At 66.9% G+C, this 17,458-nt stretch carries 15 protein-coding genes; 1 reads left to right on the top strand and 14 read right to left on the bottom strand.

What is annotated here, in order from left to right; translation table 11 throughout:
* Window position 1 precedes the first annotated feature (1 nt).
* The 10 genes from ACO2Q1_RS00265 to ACO2Q1_RS00220 form a co-directional block, all read right to left on the bottom strand.
* The gene (locus tag ACO2Q1_RS00265) at window positions 2-1,183 is read right to left on the bottom strand and encodes a hypothetical protein (RefSeq protein WP_423327540.1); all 1,182 of its coding nucleotides are present in this window, start codon (window positions 1,181-1,183) and stop codon (window positions 2-4) included.
* Window positions 1,183-1,842, bottom strand: a complete 660-nt coding sequence (locus ACO2Q1_RS00260; protein ID WP_423327539.1) for a hypothetical protein — start codon at window positions 1,840-1,842, stop codon at window positions 1,183-1,185. The genes ACO2Q1_RS00265 and ACO2Q1_RS00260 overlap by 1 nt, the downstream gene beginning before the upstream one ends.
* Before the next feature lie 43 nt (window positions 1,843-1,885).
* The gene (locus tag ACO2Q1_RS00255) at window positions 1,886-2,116 is read right to left on the bottom strand and encodes a hypothetical protein (protein WP_423327538.1); all 231 of its coding nucleotides are present in this window, start codon (window positions 2,114-2,116) and stop codon (window positions 1,886-1,888) included.
* The gene (locus ACO2Q1_RS00250) at window positions 2,113-2,889 is read right to left on the bottom strand and encodes a hypothetical protein (protein WP_423327537.1); all 777 of its coding nucleotides are present in this window, start codon (window positions 2,887-2,889) and stop codon (window positions 2,113-2,115) included. The genes ACO2Q1_RS00255 and ACO2Q1_RS00250 overlap by 4 nt, the downstream gene beginning before the upstream one ends.
* Window positions 2,886-3,848: a DUF1376 domain-containing protein gene (locus ACO2Q1_RS00245; RefSeq protein ID WP_423327536.1), complete on the bottom strand. Its 963-nt coding sequence runs from the start codon at window positions 3,846-3,848 to the stop codon at window positions 2,886-2,888. Before ACO2Q1_RS00245 ends, ACO2Q1_RS00250 begins: the two co-directional genes overlap by 4 nt.
* Entirely contained in the window at window positions 3,845-4,096 is a 252-nt protein-coding gene (locus ACO2Q1_RS00240) for a transcriptional coactivator p15/PC4 family protein (RefSeq protein WP_423327535.1), read from the bottom strand. Before ACO2Q1_RS00240 ends, ACO2Q1_RS00245 begins: the two co-directional genes overlap by 4 nt.
* The gene (locus ACO2Q1_RS00235) at window positions 4,093-4,461 is read right to left on the bottom strand and encodes a hypothetical protein (protein WP_423327534.1); all 369 of its coding nucleotides are present in this window, start codon (window positions 4,459-4,461) and stop codon (window positions 4,093-4,095) included. Before ACO2Q1_RS00235 ends, ACO2Q1_RS00240 begins: the two co-directional genes overlap by 4 nt.
* The gene (locus tag ACO2Q1_RS00230; protein ID WP_423327533.1) at window positions 4,458-4,679 is read right to left on the bottom strand and encodes a hypothetical protein; all 222 of its coding nucleotides are present in this window, start codon (window positions 4,677-4,679) and stop codon (window positions 4,458-4,460) included. The genes ACO2Q1_RS00235 and ACO2Q1_RS00230 overlap by 4 nt, the downstream gene beginning before the upstream one ends.
* Window positions 4,680-4,707: 28 nt before the next feature.
* On the bottom strand, window positions 4,708-4,899 hold the full coding sequence (locus tag ACO2Q1_RS00225; RefSeq protein WP_423327532.1) for a helix-turn-helix transcriptional regulator: 192 nt from the start codon (window positions 4,897-4,899) through the stop codon (window positions 4,708-4,710).
* A gap of 875 nt (window positions 4,900-5,774) precedes the next feature.
* Entirely contained in the window at window positions 5,775-7,121 is a 1,347-nt protein-coding gene (locus ACO2Q1_RS00220) for a tyrosine-type recombinase/integrase (RefSeq protein ID WP_423327531.1), read from the bottom strand.
* A 767-nt stretch (window positions 7,122-7,888) separates the two neighbouring features.
* Here ACO2Q1_RS00220 and mnmA point away from each other — a divergent pair.
* Window positions 7,889-9,109, top strand: coding sequence for a tRNA 2-thiouridine(34) synthase MnmA (mnmA, locus tag ACO2Q1_RS00215; protein WP_423327530.1), 1,221 nt, complete (start codon window positions 7,889-7,891; stop codon window positions 9,107-9,109).
* A 19-nt stretch (window positions 9,110-9,128) separates the two neighbouring features.
* On the opposite strand, the gene ACO2Q1_RS00210 is transcribed toward mnmA, so the two are convergent.
* From ACO2Q1_RS00210 to pelA, 4 genes are all read right to left on the bottom strand, one after another.
* Entirely contained in the window at window positions 9,129-9,938 is an 810-nt protein-coding gene (locus ACO2Q1_RS00210; protein ID WP_423327529.1) for a ricin-type beta-trefoil lectin domain protein, read from the bottom strand.
* A 126-nt stretch (window positions 9,939-10,064) separates the two neighbouring features.
* Window positions 10,065-11,597 (bottom strand): pectinesterase family protein, encoded by a 1,533-nt coding sequence (locus ACO2Q1_RS00205; protein WP_423327528.1) that lies wholly within the window; start codon window positions 11,595-11,597, stop codon window positions 10,065-10,067.
* A gap of 71 nt (window positions 11,598-11,668) precedes the next feature.
* On the bottom strand, window positions 11,669-15,112 hold the full coding sequence (locus tag ACO2Q1_RS00200) for a TonB-dependent receptor (protein WP_423327527.1): 3,444 nt from the start codon (window positions 15,110-15,112) through the stop codon (window positions 11,669-11,671).
* A 60-nt stretch (window positions 15,113-15,172) separates the two neighbouring features.
* Window positions 15,173-17,458, bottom strand: a complete 2,286-nt coding sequence (gene pelA / locus ACO2Q1_RS00195) for a pectate lyase (RefSeq protein ID WP_423327526.1) — start codon at window positions 17,456-17,458, stop codon at window positions 15,173-15,175.

Genomic DNA, 17,458 nt, shown 5'->3' with positions numbered 1-17,458 from the left:
CCTATTGCTTCTCGTAGAGTTGGCCGTCGTCGGGATCGATGTAGCGAGCGCCTCGCGGCAGAGCGGCGAAGTCCGCCTCTGTCTGCGGCCGGGCGACGCCGCCGCTGGATGGCTGGCGCGTCGCAGACCCTCCGCCGCCGCGACCGGCTCCACCTTGGGCACGCGCCGGGGCTCCGGTGTTGCCGAAGGGCTCCAGACCCATCATCGGAAACATCCCCATCGGCCCTTGGGGTATCGCTGTCTCGGCCTCCATAATCCGTTGTTCCCACTCGTTGAGGGGTTCTCCGCGCTGGGCCTTCTGGATGATGGCCGCGATGACCTGACTTTGGTTCGGCGGATCAACCGGCCTTCTCGGCGTCGCCGCGACCTCGCCCGACGTAGCCTCATAGGCGCGATCGCGCAGATAACTCGGGTCGGCTGGCCCGCCCGGACGCGGGGTCGCAGCACCGTCTGGTCCCTGCATCCAGTCCCAACCACCCTGAGGCCCGATCACCTGCTCAAAGGGTCCGCCCGCCAGGTTGCCCCGATATTGTGCGCCATCCCGCCCTGGGATCAGCGTGTTCTCGTGCTGGCCGAACATGAACGCCGCGCCCGCATTGGGGGCCAGCCGACCGAAGGGCTGCAACTGCGTGGGCAAGGCGCGCGATGCGGCGGCGATGGCGTCATCCTGGCGACCCTGTCCGAGGAAATTCGCGACCTGAGAAATGTCGTGACCCCGTGCGGCATGGCGCGTCAGAAGGGTTCGGATAGCCGCCTGGCGCTGGTCCGCACCCTTGGGATCTGTGTTTGCGACCAAACTGCCGAGATGGTCGGCAAAGGCCTGTTGCTCCCGATCCCGATCGAACTGCCTCACACCATCCACGCCGCCGACATAGCCTGCCCATCCACGCTGGAGGCGTTCCCGCCAGGTCGGGCCTTCCGATCTGTTGAGCGGCGCGAGCAGTCCGTCCTGCGGGTTCAGCACGTTCTGGAGAGCCTGAGACTGGCTGCTGGGCATCGCATCCTTGGGCCGCTGCGGTGCGAACAACCCCCCCGTCGCGGTCGGGGTGGCGGGCGCCGTCAGCGCCGGGTCGGGCGGCGGTTGAAGAAGCCCGGTGGATTGACCGCTGAGCAACCGCGCTAGAGCCGTCTCCATCTTTTCCTTGTCGGTGACCGGGCGGCCGGCCTTTCCCCCGAGCAGCATCAGTGCGCTCCTTCCAGTTCGAGGGCGCCGGAGCCGACGTTGGAGCGCGGGTCAGGCGGCTCGATCAGGGCGCAGAGGTTCCGATTGACGGCGCGAAGAGTCTCTCCGCTCAGCGTCCGCACAGTGCGCAGGCTGGCAGCAGCCGGGCGGTCCCCATAGTGGCTCGAAACCTTGGCGTCGCTCAGGGCATAGAAGATCTCGATACCGGCCCGCCCATCGGTGTCTTCCCACACGCTGAGCGTCTGCACCGCCTCCGCTGCGGTCGGCTCAATCAAGGCCCTGGCGACAGCCTCCGCTGCATCTGTGCTGATGAAGTTGAGGCCCGGCCATTCCGAAAGGCTGGGCGGCGGAATGATGGTGAGGCCAAGGGTGGTCTCCGCCTCCACCCCGAGCAGGCGAACAGACCTCAGATTGGACAGCGCCTCTTCGACTTCATCGACATAGGCCAGCCACACGACGAAGGCCGCGCCGATGTCAGCCGCAGAGCGCTCCCCATCCCGCGTCACGGCGGCAGCGAGGCAGTCCAGCCAGCGTGACGCGTGATACTCCCCGAACAGGTTGCCGATGGTCTGGGCAATGGCGCTCAGCGGGAAGTCGGCGCGAGCGGGCGGAATGGCGTTCGGCTCGGCGGCGACGGCGGCGGATGCTTCCTGGGTCATAGGAATTATCTCCCACGATCCGCCGCCGCTGTATGTGGCCACACTACTCTTTTTCGAGCCACGCCATGAACTGCGATAGGTCAGGCTCCGGACGAGCGGCCATCCATTCCAGAGCGGCGAGTCCCAGGCGAAGCGTGTCGGACAGGTCGGCCACCCCGAAGCGATCTCCGACGGTGATCATGTGCGCCCGCTCCGACTCATTGACGCGAAGCCGCACCAACAGATCGCGTGGCTCGGTCCATCTCTTGATGCGGAATCCTACGCCTCTGGTCATGTGGTCACCGGCAGACCAAAGCGGGCCAAGACTGACGGCGGGACCTGACACCCCGACTGGCCCGGCGCCGGGCCAAGCAAAGACACGTCCCAGGGGTGAACATCGCCGACCCTGACAGACCTCCTGTCGCAGATCGCGTTCGCCCACACCCACTCTGGCCAATCGGTCACCGGCATGGCGTGGATACGAACGACCTCCCGGCATTTGTCGCGCGCTTCAATGATCCGGCTGGCGTTGGCCAACCCATCGTCAAGCCGCCGCCGCTCCATGCCGCAGGCTGATATCAACTCAGAAACCGTGGGGATGAACTTCATCGAACGGCGCACCTTGCGGCAGGCCTCAGCCAACACGAACGGGTTGATCCCCTCGTCCGTCACGTCGTGCAGCAGGGTCGCGAAATACTCTTCCTTCGGTTCCTTGCCGGTGTTGGGATAGGCTGACAGCAGGAGGCCGAGCGTGATGCGCGCCGACCCCATGTCCGCTGGTGTCTGGCTGGCGCGCAACAGGTCGGCATGGATCGTCTCGACCTCTGCAAGGTCGCCCATGTCATCCAACCACGCCTGCGCCCATACGGCGGCACGTCTGGCACCGGCGGACGGCACAGGGCTGTAGGCTCTGGGCGGGATCAGTTCATGGAGACGCTCAATCAGGCGAAAGGGGCGCTCCAGCTTGTCCCGACTGTTGGCCAGTGCAGTTACGACCTGTTGCGTGCGGCTGGCTTGCGTCGTGGTCGGCCGAGTGGTCTGGGGAGCTACAGCTTGCAGCGCGGTCATGCCACCGCCTCCAGCGCCGTATCGAGGTAGCTGCGCGCCTGCCCTCCCCCGTTGCGTCGAGGATCGGACGCATGGGCGTATGACCCCTCCAGCAACCGCGTCCGCCGCGAAGGCGTCAGCAGGAAGTCGAGGTCGGCCTTCCACTGGCGATCGTTCCGACCGAGGCAATGCGGGCTTTGGCGCACAGCCTCCAAGACAGACTCCCACCCGGAGAGCCCTTCTTCCTTCAGATAGGCGGTGAGTTTCTTCGCCCTGGCGGGGGTCAGGTCACGGGCGGTCGGGATTCCGACCTCGGAAGCCATTTCGTTGTAGAGGTTGAAGGCTTGGCGAGCGTCCGGCGTCGGGCTCGCCGAAGGCGAAACGACGATAGAGATATCCTTCTCTCCCACTTCACTAACACTAACACTTCCCTTCTCTTCGGAGCCCAAATCGCTCCTTGAAGGACGCCTTGCGGGAACCTTCACCCCTCTTTGAAGGACGGCGCCGAGAGTCAGGGATGCGTTGGGGGACAGGACCTCAAGGCAAGCGACGGCCTCTGCCCGGAGGTCTGCGAAGCCCTCCGGCTGATAGGTGAAACTGTCGTGGCGAGAGGACTGCGCCTTGGCGGAGCGATCCCGATAGCCGATGCGCTCGATCCAAGCCCGTAGGGCCTTCTCCGCCACGACGGGATGATAGATGCGGCCATCGTCGCACTCGACCCAGCCTCGCAGAGCAGCGGCCTTGATGGCCTGCCATTCGGACAAGGTCACGCCCGCCGCCCTGGCCAAGATCCGATCATCGTTCCGCAGCGACGCCGCCGGGACTTCCTTCCATGAGCGGCACCAAAGCTGGAACGCCGCCTTGAACTCGTCGCCTGTCAAAAGCGCCAGCGTGTCGCTGTCCAGCAGGCGCACCACGTCCAGTGGCATGAAGTCGAGGCCACGGAGGTCGCAGGATGCAGGGGTCAGGGGCGCGGTCATGCCGCCCCCCCTTCCCAGCCCTGCCGCCTGGCCTCCGCTTCGGCGAGGTCCAGCGCCTTGCGCAGAGCGGAGATCATGTCGGCCCGGATCGACACCCCTTTCTTGGTCGGGGCCAGAGCATCCATTCCAGCGACCGGGGCGAACACCCGAACATCGGCCAGGATGTGCCCCATGTAGGCGCTCACGCTGACCTTCACGGTTTCGCGGCTGTTCTTCTCGATCACGGCGACAACAACGGGTTCGGTCATTGGCCGGCCTCCCGTGCTGCGAGATAGGCCGCCGTCTCCTCGGGGGTCGCGAGGCGCCAGGCGATGGCGTTGCAGCCGCCTTCAGCGCGCTCACGCTGGCCCGAGTCCACAATCAGACCCATGCGCGCCAGTTCGCTGAACCTGGGGCGAACAGACGTCAGGACCGTGGAGACGCCATCATTCCGCAGGCGGGCAAGCGCGCGTTCTGGGATGATCGGGCCGTGCTCCGCGACGATATCCAAAACCCGCTTGCGAAGCGTCGGGGCCTTGTGATCCGGGGCCATAGCCCTCGCAGCGTCGCGGGCGGTCTCTCCGGTCGAGGACTTGCGCCAGAGAGGGTGCGGGTTGGGGAGCGCGTCCATCATGCGGCCCTCCCGACGAAGCTCGCCCGGTGCTGGCGGGCGTAGTGCTGGGCCAAGGCGTCGGCGTTCATGCCCTGCCGGGCGCCAAGCGACAGCGCTTCCATGTGCGCGCTGCGCAAAGCCTTCAGGCGATATTGCGGGAGGTGGCCAGAGAGGCTATCCTGATGCCGTTCAAAGCCGCCAAGCTGAACGATTACGGAAGGCCCGTCGTGCCCGCGCATGGCGGGCTTTTCATATGCGGACATGTCGTTACGCCGCCTCCACCTTGGAGGCGAACCAGGCATCAACCACCTCTGCCGGGAAGGCGACGCGGTTGGGGGAAATCTTGATCGGGCGGGAGATATCGCCCCGGTCAATCAGATTGTAGACGGACTGCCTGCAAAGGGTGCTGCGTCGGCAGAACTCGGGGATCGTGATGAAGCGCTTCGCTTCTTCGGCCATGTCCTTTTTCCCGTGTGCCCCGGCAGGCGGAATTGCCTCCGGTTGGGCACGGGGAAAACTTGACCAGCTTCCTCGGACTAGACGACTAGCGTCGTCCGCCGCCCAAACTAGCCGCCTGAGCGGCCCGACTAGCTATTCGCTCCGGCGCCACGCCTGGAGCCAAGCCTGTTGCATGGAGCCTTCAGTGCCGGTCCGCGATGCGAGACTCCACATGCGAAGGCCGGCGCGGATGTGGTCAGACTGCTGCGGACCGACCAGTGCATCGCTCGCCCGGCGCTCGGCCTCCGCGCGAACCTCCGGACGGGCAACCCAAGCCTTCATCGTTTCGCCGTCCAGCGGCCACCATTGAGGTCTCTCGCCAGATGCCCAGCCCCGCTTCAATCGGTCTGCGTCCTCTCGAACAAGAAAGACAGGCCGGGGGTTGCTGCCATTCCACGGCCTGTTCGGCGGCATTTCGCACCGAGCAAAAATCACAAGCCAGTCGGTCCTGTGCCAGTCCGCCGGACGCCCAGCCTCCAGACCGCCCGGGCCGTAACTGAGCGCAAACCTCAGTCGCGCTTCAGCCCCGGCTTTCGCAAGATCCCCGATAATACTTGCCCACTGACCCTGAAGGCGCGCCCTGGAGGCGTGGGAGGCCCGCATCGCGTCTGCGAAAGCGCCGTTCGCCATTGCGCCCGTCAGCTCGATATCCTGAAGCGTCCCGTCTGAGCGGATCGAGCCGTCGAACGGATCATCCGGCCTCCAGGCCTCGCCAAATCTCGCGACACCCCATTCGTCAACGAACCGCCCGAGGAAGACCATTCCCTCAGGATCAAACGGGGGCCAATCGGGAAGCACTCGGTCGGACCTCCAGAAACCTCTGCTGCCATAGGTGATCATGACTGCGCCTCCGTTCGACCCACGACCCTCATCAAGAGGGCCTCCCACGCCTCCAGGGCGCGCCTCTTTTCGGCGACGTACTCGTTTACGTCGTAGTGCATGGCAGAAACCGCCGCGCCGCCTCCGGCGTCCGTTCCGTGCCCCAAAACCTTTGACCGGATAAACGGCGACACCCCGATCCGCTCGCTGGTCAGAGCCGTCGAACCCGTCCGTCGCAGGTCGTGAATGGTCGCCCCTTCCACGCCGATGCAGGACCGCACCTTGTCCATGGCGTGGGTCAGGCTGTCGGCCCGGATGGGCGTGTTCACATCACGAGGGCCGGGAAAGACCACGATGCGGTTGGGTCGCTTGGCTTTGTCCCCGTCGCGATCTTCTCTTCGAGCTTGGGCCTCTGCGGCAATCGTCAGTGCCTCTCGGATCAGAGCCACAGCCTCGGCAGGCAGCGTGACCAAATGGGCCTTGCCGTTCTTCATACGCTCCGGCGGAATGACCCATGTTCCTGCATCGAGGTCGAGTTCGTCCGTGGCCATGCCCGCCACTTCGACACGGCGCTGGAGAAGCAGAGCGCAGAGCTGAATTGCGATGGCAGCCGCGCGGCTGACGTAGACTCGCTCTCCGCCTGGATCCCGCAATTCGCTTGGATCGGACAGTGCAGCCCACAACCGCTTGAGTTCGCCGTCCGTCCAGATGCGGCGGCGCGACTGCGGATCGTGGAAGGAGTCAAAGCCCATCGCCGGGTTGACGGCGACGTGCTCTTCGGAAATGCCGAAGTTGAATATCTGACGGATCAGGGCGTGGGTCCGGTTGGTCTGCGCACCGATACCCCTGGCCGCCATGTCACGCAGCAGACCCTTGATCGTGGCGCGTTTGATCTCCGGGAGAGGAAGCGGCCCCAGAACGGGCTCGATATGTCGGGCGTGGATGCCCTTCTCGTACTCGATGGTCTGAGACCGCTTACGCTTCTTCTTCGGCTTCCACTCGCCGGTCTCGCAGGCGATCCAGTAGGCTGCGGAAAGGTCTCGGAAGGTGCGGACAGTCAGCGCCTTCGCGATGACACGCGCCTTCCGCTTCTCGCTCAGCGGGTCAGCGCCTTTGTCAATCTCGCTCTTGAGCCTGCCCGCCTCCAGACGCGCGGCCCGTAGACCCATTCGCGAGGCGTCCCCAACCTTGTGGCGCTGTGACCGTCCGTCCGGTGCGCGATACCGCAGCACCCATGACTTGACGCCCTTGTCCGTAACCCGGAGCGTCAGTCCCGGCGTGAGGGCGTCGTGAAGCTCCAGCCGTTTGCCGGGCTCGGCCTTCGCGGCCTGCACAGCGCGGTCGGTCAAGTTGACCCGTGCCATTCGTCTTGTCCCTTCGCCGCCAAGCGATCCGACCAAAGCGAAAAGTCTTCGCTCCGCCGATAGCCCTGTGTCCCCGGCAAATCGTGGGGACACACAGGGCGTGGATTTGACTGTGCGCGGGTGTGTCCGATTTGACAAGGCGCTAGGCCACGACTGGCTCTGCGCCATCGTGGATATATGGCGATGGACCCCCTTGCTTACTTGCCTCTGTGCTTTCCTAAAGCAGAGGTCGCAGGTTCGAGTCCTGCCGGGATCGCCACCTATGGCCGGCGCCGGTCAGACCAGGATGGCGATGACGAGCGCGGCCCCGAAGGCGAGGATCAGCGGCCGCCTCGCGCGGTGCAGGACATAGGCGAAATCGCCGATCATATGGCCGATCACAGGAACCTCCTCTGTCGACCCTCCCATCAGAATAACGGGGTTCCGGACGCTGAGGTTCCGGGCGCCGAAGGTTCCTGCTGTCAGGGCTCCGCAGGGCGCGCGGCCATGCTTAGCTGAAGAGAAAGGCGCCGAGAGTAGCGACGGCCAGGATCACGACGCCGACCACGCCGATCACGACGATCCAGGGATCCAGCGGTTTATCGTCGTTCATTTCGGCCCCCACAGCGCGGAGGGGGCGTTTGATGCGTTTAGCGGGCGATCACAACCGAAAACATGCGCATCTAACAGTCGTTTACAAAGCCACCCGATGGCGGCGGCGGACCGGGCGCGACGACAGGGGACAGCCAGGTCTCGAAATCGCCCCTGCGAAGCCCTAGATTGCGGCCATGACCCTGATCGAGGCGCCCGCCTGCCCTGTGCCCGACATCGCGCCGATGTCCTCGCCCTCCGACATGGATGCGGCGGTTGAAAGCGCGCGCCGGGCCGTGGGCCTGCCGCCGGGCTCGCGCGTGGTCGCGGCCATGTCGGGCGGCGTGGACTCCACCGTCGTCGCGGCCCTGCTGCAGAAGGCCGGCTATGACGTCGTCGGCGTCACGCTTCAGCTCTACGACCACGGCGCGGCGCTGAAGAAGAAGGGCGCCTGTTGCGCCGGACAGGACATCCACGACGCGCGGCTGGCGGCCGACACGATCGGCATCCCCCACTATGTGCTCGACTATGAAAGCCGGTTCCGGGATGCGGTGATCGACCAGTTCGCCGACGACTATCTGCGCGGGCGGACGCCGGTGCCCTGCATCCGCTGCAACCAGACGGTCAAGTTCCGCGACCTGCTGGACGTGGCGCGTGAACTGGGCGCCGAGGCCATGGCGACCGGACACTATGTCCGGCGCGCCGTCGGGGCCGACGGCCGCAGCCAGATGCGCAAGGCGATCGACCCGTCGCGCGACCAGTCCTACTTCCTGTTCGCCACGACGCGGGAACAGCTGGACTATCTGCGGTTTCCGCTGGCTGACCTGGAGAAGCCCCAGGTGCGCGGCGTGGCGGCGGCCCTGGGTCTGCGGATCGCGGCCAAGCCGGACAGCCAGGACATCTGCTTCGTGCCCTCGGGCGACTATCGGACCCTGATCAACCGGCTGCGTCCCGAGGGCGCCGAGCCGGGCGAGATCGTCCATCGTGACGGCCGGGTGCTGGGTCGCCACGACGGCGTGACCGGATACACCATCGGCCAGCGGCGCGGCCTGAACGTCGCCGTGGGCGAGCCGCTGTTCGTGACCAGGCTCGAGCCTGAAACACGCCGGGTGGTGGTCGGGCCGCGCGAGGCGCTGCTGACCGCCGCACTGACCCTGGATGAGGTCAACTGGCTGGGCGACGCGCCGACGATCGCCGACGCCGCGCGCCAGGGCGCCGCAGTCCTGGCCCGGGTGCGATCGACCCGTCCGCCCTCGCCGGCGCGCCTGGGGACGACGGACGAAGGCGAAATCACGGTGACGTTCGAAGCCGGAGAGGAAGGCGTCGCGCCGGGTCAGGCCTGCGCCCTGTACGACCCGGCGGACCCCGACCGCCTGCTGGGCGGCGGCTTCATCGCGGCGACGACGTCAGCCGACTGATCCGCCGGGCACGCCGTCGTCAGTTGCCGGCGCCGCCCGCGACGATGCCCGCCCCCGCGCCGGAGAAGAAGTTCCAGTTGTTGGGCAGGGCGTTCCCGGCGCCCCCGGCCACGATGCCGGCGCCGTCGTTCGCCAGCAGCTGACCGCCGAAGCGCGCCAGCATATTGCCCACCCCGCCGGCGACGATGCTGGCGCCGTCGTTGGCGATCAGATTGCCTGCCCCGCCCGACACGATGTTCCCGCCCCCGGACGCGACGATGTTCCCGCCGCTGAACCCGGCGCTGGACAGGTAGCTTCGGACGCCTGAGCGACCCTGAAGCCGCTGCCCGGCCATGAGGCCGAGCGGGGCGGCCCGGGCGGTCACCGCCGGATACCATTGCTGGTTCGTGCCGCCGTGGCAGCCGTAGCCCAGCACACGTGCGCCGCTGTTGGTGGCGCCGCGCTCGATGTCGGCGCAGAAGCCGAGCTCGTTTCTGAGGTTGCCGTTGGCCTGGAAGCCCCAACGCTGATTCGAGGCGTTGGTGCAGGTCTGGACCGTCAGCGGCGCGTCCGACGCCGTGCCGCTGGTCAGGCAGCGTTGGTCCCCCAGGGAGATCATGCCGTAGCTGCCCGTCACGAAACGGAACGCCTGGTTCCAGCCGCCATGGCAGTTGTAGAGCAGCACCTGGCCGTCCGAGGCGCGCATGTCCAGGCATCGACCCTGGGCGTGATAGGAAGCGATCGACGGCGCCCCGCTGATGTTCTGGGCCCGCGCCGCATTCGGCGCCCCCGCCAGGATGGTCAGCGCCGCCGCGCCGACCGCCACAAGAAGTTCCCGCTTCATCCGCATGATCCGATCCTCCGTGATCTGGGATCGGCACTGTCGGTCGCAGAACGCCGCCCCGACATCCCGCCGCGACCAAGGCGGCGCCGGCCGCGACGAAGGCGGCGTGTCAGTCAGCCTGCACGTCGGCGGTCACCGCACCACCGGCGTCCAGCCGCCCAACACGAAGCTCGGATTGGAATAGTCGCGAATGGTCTGGGCGTCGGCGGGCAGAGTCAGGATCTTCATGACCGGGTGGCGCTGCGACAGGTCGACCGGCCGTCCCTGCAGGTCCATGGTGTTGTATTCCCACAGGCGAAGATGGGACCAGTCGAAGGTCGCCTGGTCCTCGACGGCGCCCCAGCCCTGGGGCGGCACCCCGTCGGTCCGGGTGTTGATGAGGACCATTTCGGCATAGGGGAAGTTGCGGCTAGGCGAGCCGACGGGGCCGTTGCGTGGCAGGCGGCCCAGAACGCCAGGCGTCTTGGTCCCCGCCGGATTGGCGGCGGTGATCGACCAGGGCAAAGGTTTGTCGGTGTAGATCAGGGTCGAGTCCACGAAGACATTGCCGTGGCTGCCCTGGGGCGTGCGGGTCCAGGTGAACGGGCCGACGGAATGGATTTCACACCGGAGGCAGAACAGGGCCGCGTAGGCCAGGATGGTGTCGCCGTCGCCCGTCAGCTTGCTGTCGACCATATATATGGTCCCGCCGGTGGTCATCGCGTCGCCGGACCCGTTCAGCGTCATGCGATCGACGATGTTTCGCTGTCCGCGCATCAGCAGGGCTTCAGCCTGGCCGATGAAGTCGTTGCGGATGGTGAAGGTCGAGAGCTGGATGTCGTTGGAATTGACGACAGAGAAGGCCGGGCGAATGCGGTTGAAGGCGCTGTTGTTCGGATAGTGGACCACCACGCCGTCGCGGCTCTCGCCGCGCAGCGTCAGGTTCGACTTGCCGTTGATGTAGACGATCTCCTCGTAGTCGCCGTTGCGGATCAGGATCTCGACCGGCCTGGGCGGAGCGGCAGGCGCGAAATCCACGGCGCCCTGGACGGTGCTGAAGTCGCCGGACCCGTCGGCGGCGACCACCACGCGTTCTGTGTCCGGCGCAGGCGGCGCGGCCTTGGTCGTGAACGTCCAGCCGTCTGCGCCGCCGATGTCAGTCGCCACGTCGTCGCCCACGGCCAGCACGCCGGGCTCGACACGCACGACGTAGGAGCGACCGTATTTCAGCGCGCCGTGGTGAGGCTGGATCGTGGCGACGTTCTGACGCGTACGGACAGGAAAGAAGTGGAACCAGGCTCCCCCGATGTTGGTGTGTTGAAAGCCGGGGTTGTCGGGGCCGGCGGGTGCGGGCGGCACGGGCGCGCGCGTGCTGCCGTCCGCCCCTATGACGCGGCCAGTCGGATTGGGCGACGCGGGGATCGCCAGATCGATCGTATCGACCAGGCTGCCGTCCGCCGCATCGTGAATGGTTATCCGTCCTGCGGATCCGATCGTCGGCGGCGCGGCGAAGGCGAGGGTCAGTCTGGTGTCCGGATTGACCCCGGTGGCTCCATCAGCAGGAAACAGGCGCGGGGCGCGCGTGTCGGAAGCCGCCACGCCGGCGCTCGCCATGCCCGGCGTCACCAGACCCGCGAGAACGACGAACAGGAGCGCGAGCGAGGATGGGCGAACGATCTGGATCACGGCGAACTCCAACGAAGGGACGGCTGGAAGGCAGGCGGTCGGCGCCGAACGCGGCGCCGACCGTGAAGGCGTCAGAAGGTGGCGCGGAAGCCGAGGAAGTATTGGCGGCCCGTGCTGGCGTACTGGGTCACCACTTCCGAACCGTCATAAGCGAAGCGGTTGGATGTCTGATTAGTCAGGTTCAGCCCCTCCACCGTGAACGACATCCTCGGGGTCAGGCGATAGCTGAACGAGGCGTCGACGTTGGTGGTGGCCTGACTGCCCGCGAAGTCGTTGATCAGCGGCGTCGGGCAGAAGCCCGGCGCGCAGCTGCCGGTCTGCAGCGGATAGGTGGTGAAATACTCGGCCCGGTGCGCCGCAGAAACGCGGCCGGACCACTTCTCCGTCTCATAGTAGAGCGTGAAGTTCAGCGAGTCCGGCGAGGCCCCCAGGAACGGCGCCTTGCCGATCAGCTGCGGCCGGACCGGCGCCGTCAGCGAGCCGGTATCGATGATGTAGCTGAGCTCGGATTCGATATGGGTGTAGTTGGCCTGGATGCCGAAGTTGCTCAGCCAGCCCGGCAGGAAGGTCAGGTTCTGCTGATAGTTGACCTCGAACCCGCGGATATAGCCGCCGGGCGCGTCACGCGGCTGGCTGAAGTTGAAGGGGTTGTCCGCATCGACATAGGCGCGTTGGGCGTCACCCGCCGGCGTGGTCGCCGTCAGACTGGCGCGCAGGGCCTCGACCACGCTCGGATCCAGAAACTCGCTCAGCCGACCTTCGGCGAGAACCCGCTGAGGGAAGGTGTCCACCTCCTTGTTGAAGATCGCCACGCCGAACAGGGCGCCGGGCGCGAAATACCATTCCAGGCTGAGATCCGTGGTTGTGGTCCGGAACGGCTTCAGCTTGGTGTTGCCGGACGAGATCGAGCCGCCGGTCGTGGCGCCCACCGTGCCCGGCACGTTGAAGGAGGTGATCCCGGGCGCCAGCTGGCTCAGCGAGGGCCGCGCCATGACCTTGGCGATCCCGAACCGGAGCAGCAGGTTGTCGCGCACCGTCAGGACGCTGTTCAGCGACGGCAGGATGTCCTCGTAGCGGTTGGTGTTGGTGATCGGCGTGCCGATCGTCGTCAGCCCTCCGGCCTCGACTTCCGTCAGGGCGTAACGCACGCCGACATTGCCGCGGAACGGCATGCCGAAGAGGCTGCGGTCATAGTCGTACTGGACGTAGGCTCCGGTGTCCGTCTCCGCGATGTCGTAGTTCAGCCCGAGATTGTTCGAGGCGCCGCCGGGAGTCAGGCGGAAGTCGCCGTACTTGTTCACGCAGTTGCAGTCGAAGCCGAACACCTCGGCCATCTTGGCGTTGTCCGGCGTCCAGAACCGGGTCGTCGTTCCCGCCGGAACATCCAGCCCCATGCCCCATTCAATCACCCGGCCCGTGGCGGCGACGGTGGAGCCGGCCTCCAGCAGGGTCGGTGATATGGCCTCTTGGGACGCGCGGCGCAGTTCCTGGGTGTCGAACCCGTAGCGACGCAAGGCGGCGCCGAACTTGATCTGGTCGCCCTCGAACACATCCCAGGCGAAGTCCGTGCGCACGTTTTCGAAGGTGTTTTCCGTCGAGCGCGCCTGCACCCGGAGCACGGAGTAACCCTTCACCGTGTCCCACTTCGTCGGATCGGCGGCGTCGAAGCCGAAGTCGATCACCGGCATGTCGCCGCCGTCACGCGCATCATAGACGAAATAGCCGTCGCCCACGCCGCCTCGCCCCGAATCCAGCCGGATCAGGTCCGAGAGCAGACCGAGGCTTTCGTTGGTCGATTTCGACATCCCCGCCACGACCGTCATCTTCAGGCGGTCGGTCCACTGGTGTTCGATGGTGGCCGACACCTGCTGGAACTCGGTCGTATAGGTGTTCTGGTCGTTGGCCGAGCGCAGGTCCAGGTTGCCCAGCACCAGATAGTCGGCGATCGGCGAGTTCGGATTACTGTTGTCGACGCTGGCGTCCATGATCCAGGTCGAGGGTTTGCCCACCAGGGCGTCGATCATCGCCAGATTGTTGCCGGTCGGGATGTAACCCACCGAGGCCGGGTTGTTGTAGTAGTCAAAGGCGTTGAGATTGTTCGGGTTCGTGCTGTTGGCGAAGCCGGGAAGCACCGCCCCCGAGCCTTCCGATCCCTGACACTGGATGGACTGACCGCCGGCGCCGGTCACGCCGCAGGAGCTGTACAGCGCCGCCGAACCGCTGGTCGCGGTGTAGTAGGCTGAACTGGTGTTGTTGGCCCGGTTCAGCCCGATCGTCGAGATCTGATAGAGTCGGGAATCGACCTCAAACTTCGAGTAAACCCCGTCCAGACTGACCGTGGTCCGGTCGCTGGGGCGCCACTGCAGGGCGGCGGTCAGACCCAACCGCTCCTGATCCAGTTCCTGCTGGTTCAACGTCGGCAGCGTCGGCAGACGGACGATGGAGCCGGGTTGGGTCACCACAGTCGCCCCGTTCTGGAAACTGCGGACCGCGCCGCCGTTCGGATAGATCAGGGCGTAGGCGGCGGGGTTGGAGCCGCGAAGATTGTCGCAGGCCGCGGCGCGCGTCACATTCAGACCCGGCACCAGGCCATTGAGGATCGGCGCCGCCACAGTGCCGCCGTTGCAGGGCGTGCCGATCGGCGCGGCGAAGCCCTGCCGCTGCGGAATCCCGTTCGCAGGCGCCGTCGCGTTCAGGGTCGGAGCGAACCAGGACTGGGCCGAGGCATAGTCGAACGAGGCCGGCTGGCGGCTGTAGCTGTCGGTGATGCGCGAGGCGTCGCTGTAGGAGACAGACCCGGTGAAGCCGAGTTGACCGATGGAGGTCTCCCAACGGTCGGAGATCAGACCTGCCGCCTTCAGGCTGTTGCGCCCGCCGTTTTCATAGTGGGCGTTCTGGATCGACAGGCCCGCGCGGCGGCCCGCGAAGTTGAACGGGCGGCCGGTGACCAGGTCGATAGTGGCGCCGAGCGACCCCTCGTCCACCTCGGCCGAAGCCGTCTTCTGGACCCGCAAGGAACTGAAGAGCTCGGAGGCGAAGGTGTTGAAATCGAACCCGCGCGAGCGGTTCGGCGTCGAGCCGGAATCATTTCCGCCGGCGGTGGAGAGGGCCTCCAATCCGTTCAGGCGCACGCGGGTGAAGTCGGGCCCCAAGCCGCGCACGGTGATGGTCCGGCCCTCGCCGTTGTCCCGGTCGATGGTGACGCCGGGCAGGCGTTGCAGCGACTCGGCCAGGTTGGCGTCGGGAAAGTCGGCGATGTCCTCGGCGTCGATGACGTCGACCATCACGTTAGACCGGCGCTTGGCGTCCAGAGCGCTCTGCAGCGAGGCCCGGAAGCCGGTGACCACCACCTCCTCGACCTGGGTGGCGTCGTCATCCTGCGGCGCGGTGCGGACCGGCGCCTCTGACTGGGCCAGAGCCGGTCCGGCCAGGGCCAGTCCGGCGACCAGAGCGATGACGGCATGAGAGCCGCCGGACATCAGCACGTTGGCGACGCCGCGTTTCGATGAATTCATGATCTTCCCTTCCCTAAGATGTGCTCGCGCCGTGGTCCGGCGTCTGTGCGATTGCGTGATTCATGTGCCGTATCGGCGGGACCATTCGGCGTAGCGTTCCAGAACCGGCACGCCCCAGGCGCCGTACCAGGCGTATCCGCCGCGGCGCTCCTTCTCGATTTCGGCCAGGCGGTAGCGAATGACCCCGTCGCGCCCGGCGAAGATCGGCCGGTTGGTTCCGATCTCGTAGAACCGGGCCCAGACCGGCGGGGCGTTGGGATCGGCGTGCACGATCCTGTCGCCGTTTCCGACCTCCACGCGGATGCCGCGTATGGCGTTATCGCGATACCATTCCGCCCCGGCCTTCACGGCGGCGCGTACTTCGGGGCCGGGGTCGTCCAGACTCATCAGCAGCAGCAGAACGCCGGCGCTTTCCCCTCCGCTGATGGACGCCGGCTCGAAGGCGCGAGCCGATCGGGGCTCCAGCGTGACCTCGTCATGCTGGGCGCACCACGCCGTCAGCACGCCGTTGACGCGTATCTGGCTCTTCAGGATGAACCCCAGCCCCAGATCGAACGCCGCCTGGGCCGCCGCGCGCCGCTCAGCGCCCAGGAAGGCGAAGCGGGGATCGGTGGCGACCTCGCGCAGGAGGATCATCAGATCGACCATCTCGTCGTCGTTGAACGTCGCCTGATGATCGTAGGCGTTGACGAAGACGGGCCAGGAATGGGGCCAGCCGCCTGACGGATACTGGGCGTCCAGGATGTAGCCCAGGGCGCGATCGACGGCCTGGACCTGGAGAGGATCGGGGCTGGCCGCCTGACGGCGCGCCAGGAACCGCATTTCGTTGACCGTCGCCTTGATCAGGGCCGAGCGCGCGCCCCACGGACCGACCGCCGTCGGATCGCCGATGTTCGGCTCCGCCGTCGTGTTCATCAGCGGCCAGCCGCCGCTGACCCTGTCCTGCCAGGACAGGATATTGCGGGTGATCACGGCCGCCTCGGCGCCTGCGAACCAGTCGTCGGGACGGCCCTCCAGAGACGCCCACCAGGCGCTCGGTCTGTTCCGGTTCGCCGCCCGCGCCGCGTTGGCCTGAGCGACGGAGCGCGTGGGCGTCGGCGACAGCCTTTCCGCCATGAAGTCGGCCATGACTGTCAGATCGCCGGGCAGCAGGGCATGGCCGCCGACATGCTGGAACACCGCCAGGTCCGACGTCGGAAGGGTCTCGGACGGCGGCTGCGGCTCCGCCACGCCCGTCTTTCCGAACAGCTCCCACGCCGGAGTCGCCGCAACGGCGCCCAGATATTCGCCCCGCGGATCCGACCAGGTGTCGGTGTCGCCGGTGACCAGCAGCATCGGCCGCGGCGCGATCAAGGACAGCAGCATATGGCCGTCGACCGGCAGGTCGCTGACGCGCTGGGAATAGGTCTGGTATCGGGGCGCGAACCAGTAATCGTAACGATCCGGATGGCTGATCGCGGCGACCGTCTCGCCGTAGTTTCGACGGCTGATCGCCCCGCCGCTCTCGCCGGACACGATCGGCATGGCCAGAGCGATGCGCGGGTCCTGGGCCGCCGCCCAGAGCGTCGTCTTGCCCAGGCGGGACGCGCCGGACAGGGCGATGCGTCGCGCGTCCACCGCCCGCTCCGTCGACAACCAGTCGACCACGCGGCTGACGCCCCAGGCCCAGGCGCCGATCGCGCCCCAGGCGTCCTGTGCGCGCGGCGCGGAGGGGTCGCCAAACAGGCGGCGGACGCCGAACGCAGCCCCTCCGTCAAAGTCCGGCTCGATGTCCCCATAGTAGACGTGGGCGACGGCCAGACCGCGTTCCAGGAACGGCCGAGGGTCAAAACCCGCCAGCAGCCGCACCTGACGATCGGGAACGCGCGTCCGGGTCCGCACGTCCCAGCCCATGCCCTCCTCGACGCCCGGGTCGTCGAACACCAGCGCATTGGGGGAGAAGCCGAGGTGCAGCAGAACCGGGACCGGTCCTGTCGCCGACACCGGAACGTACAGCACGACGCGCACGATCTGCGCATCCGCCCCCGCGCCGATCCGAAGACGCGCCTGGGTCCGCTGGGCGAGGCCGTTCAGCCCCGGCGCCTCCCGCTCCCAGACCTCAGGCTTCATCGGCACATATTCGGCGGGCGTCCGGCCGAACTGATGTCCGGCGACCAGATCCAGCACCTCCGCCCGGCGGGACGCGACCCAGGTCGCCGCATCCTGACCCGTCGCCTGGGGCATCAGTTCCGGCAGGACGTAGGCGCCGACCTGGCTCTCATCCGTATTCGCCGGCGCCAGGCCCGCGATCTGGCCGGACGCCGGGGCTGCGGCGGCCCAGCCGATGGCGCCGATCGCCGTCAACAA

Source organism: Brevundimonas sp. VNH65 (genome assembly GCF_049445955.1).
Taxonomy (GTDB): Bacteria; Pseudomonadota; Alphaproteobacteria; order Caulobacterales; family Caulobacteraceae; genus Brevundimonas.
This window is presented reverse-complemented; position numbering and strand designations above follow the sequence as displayed.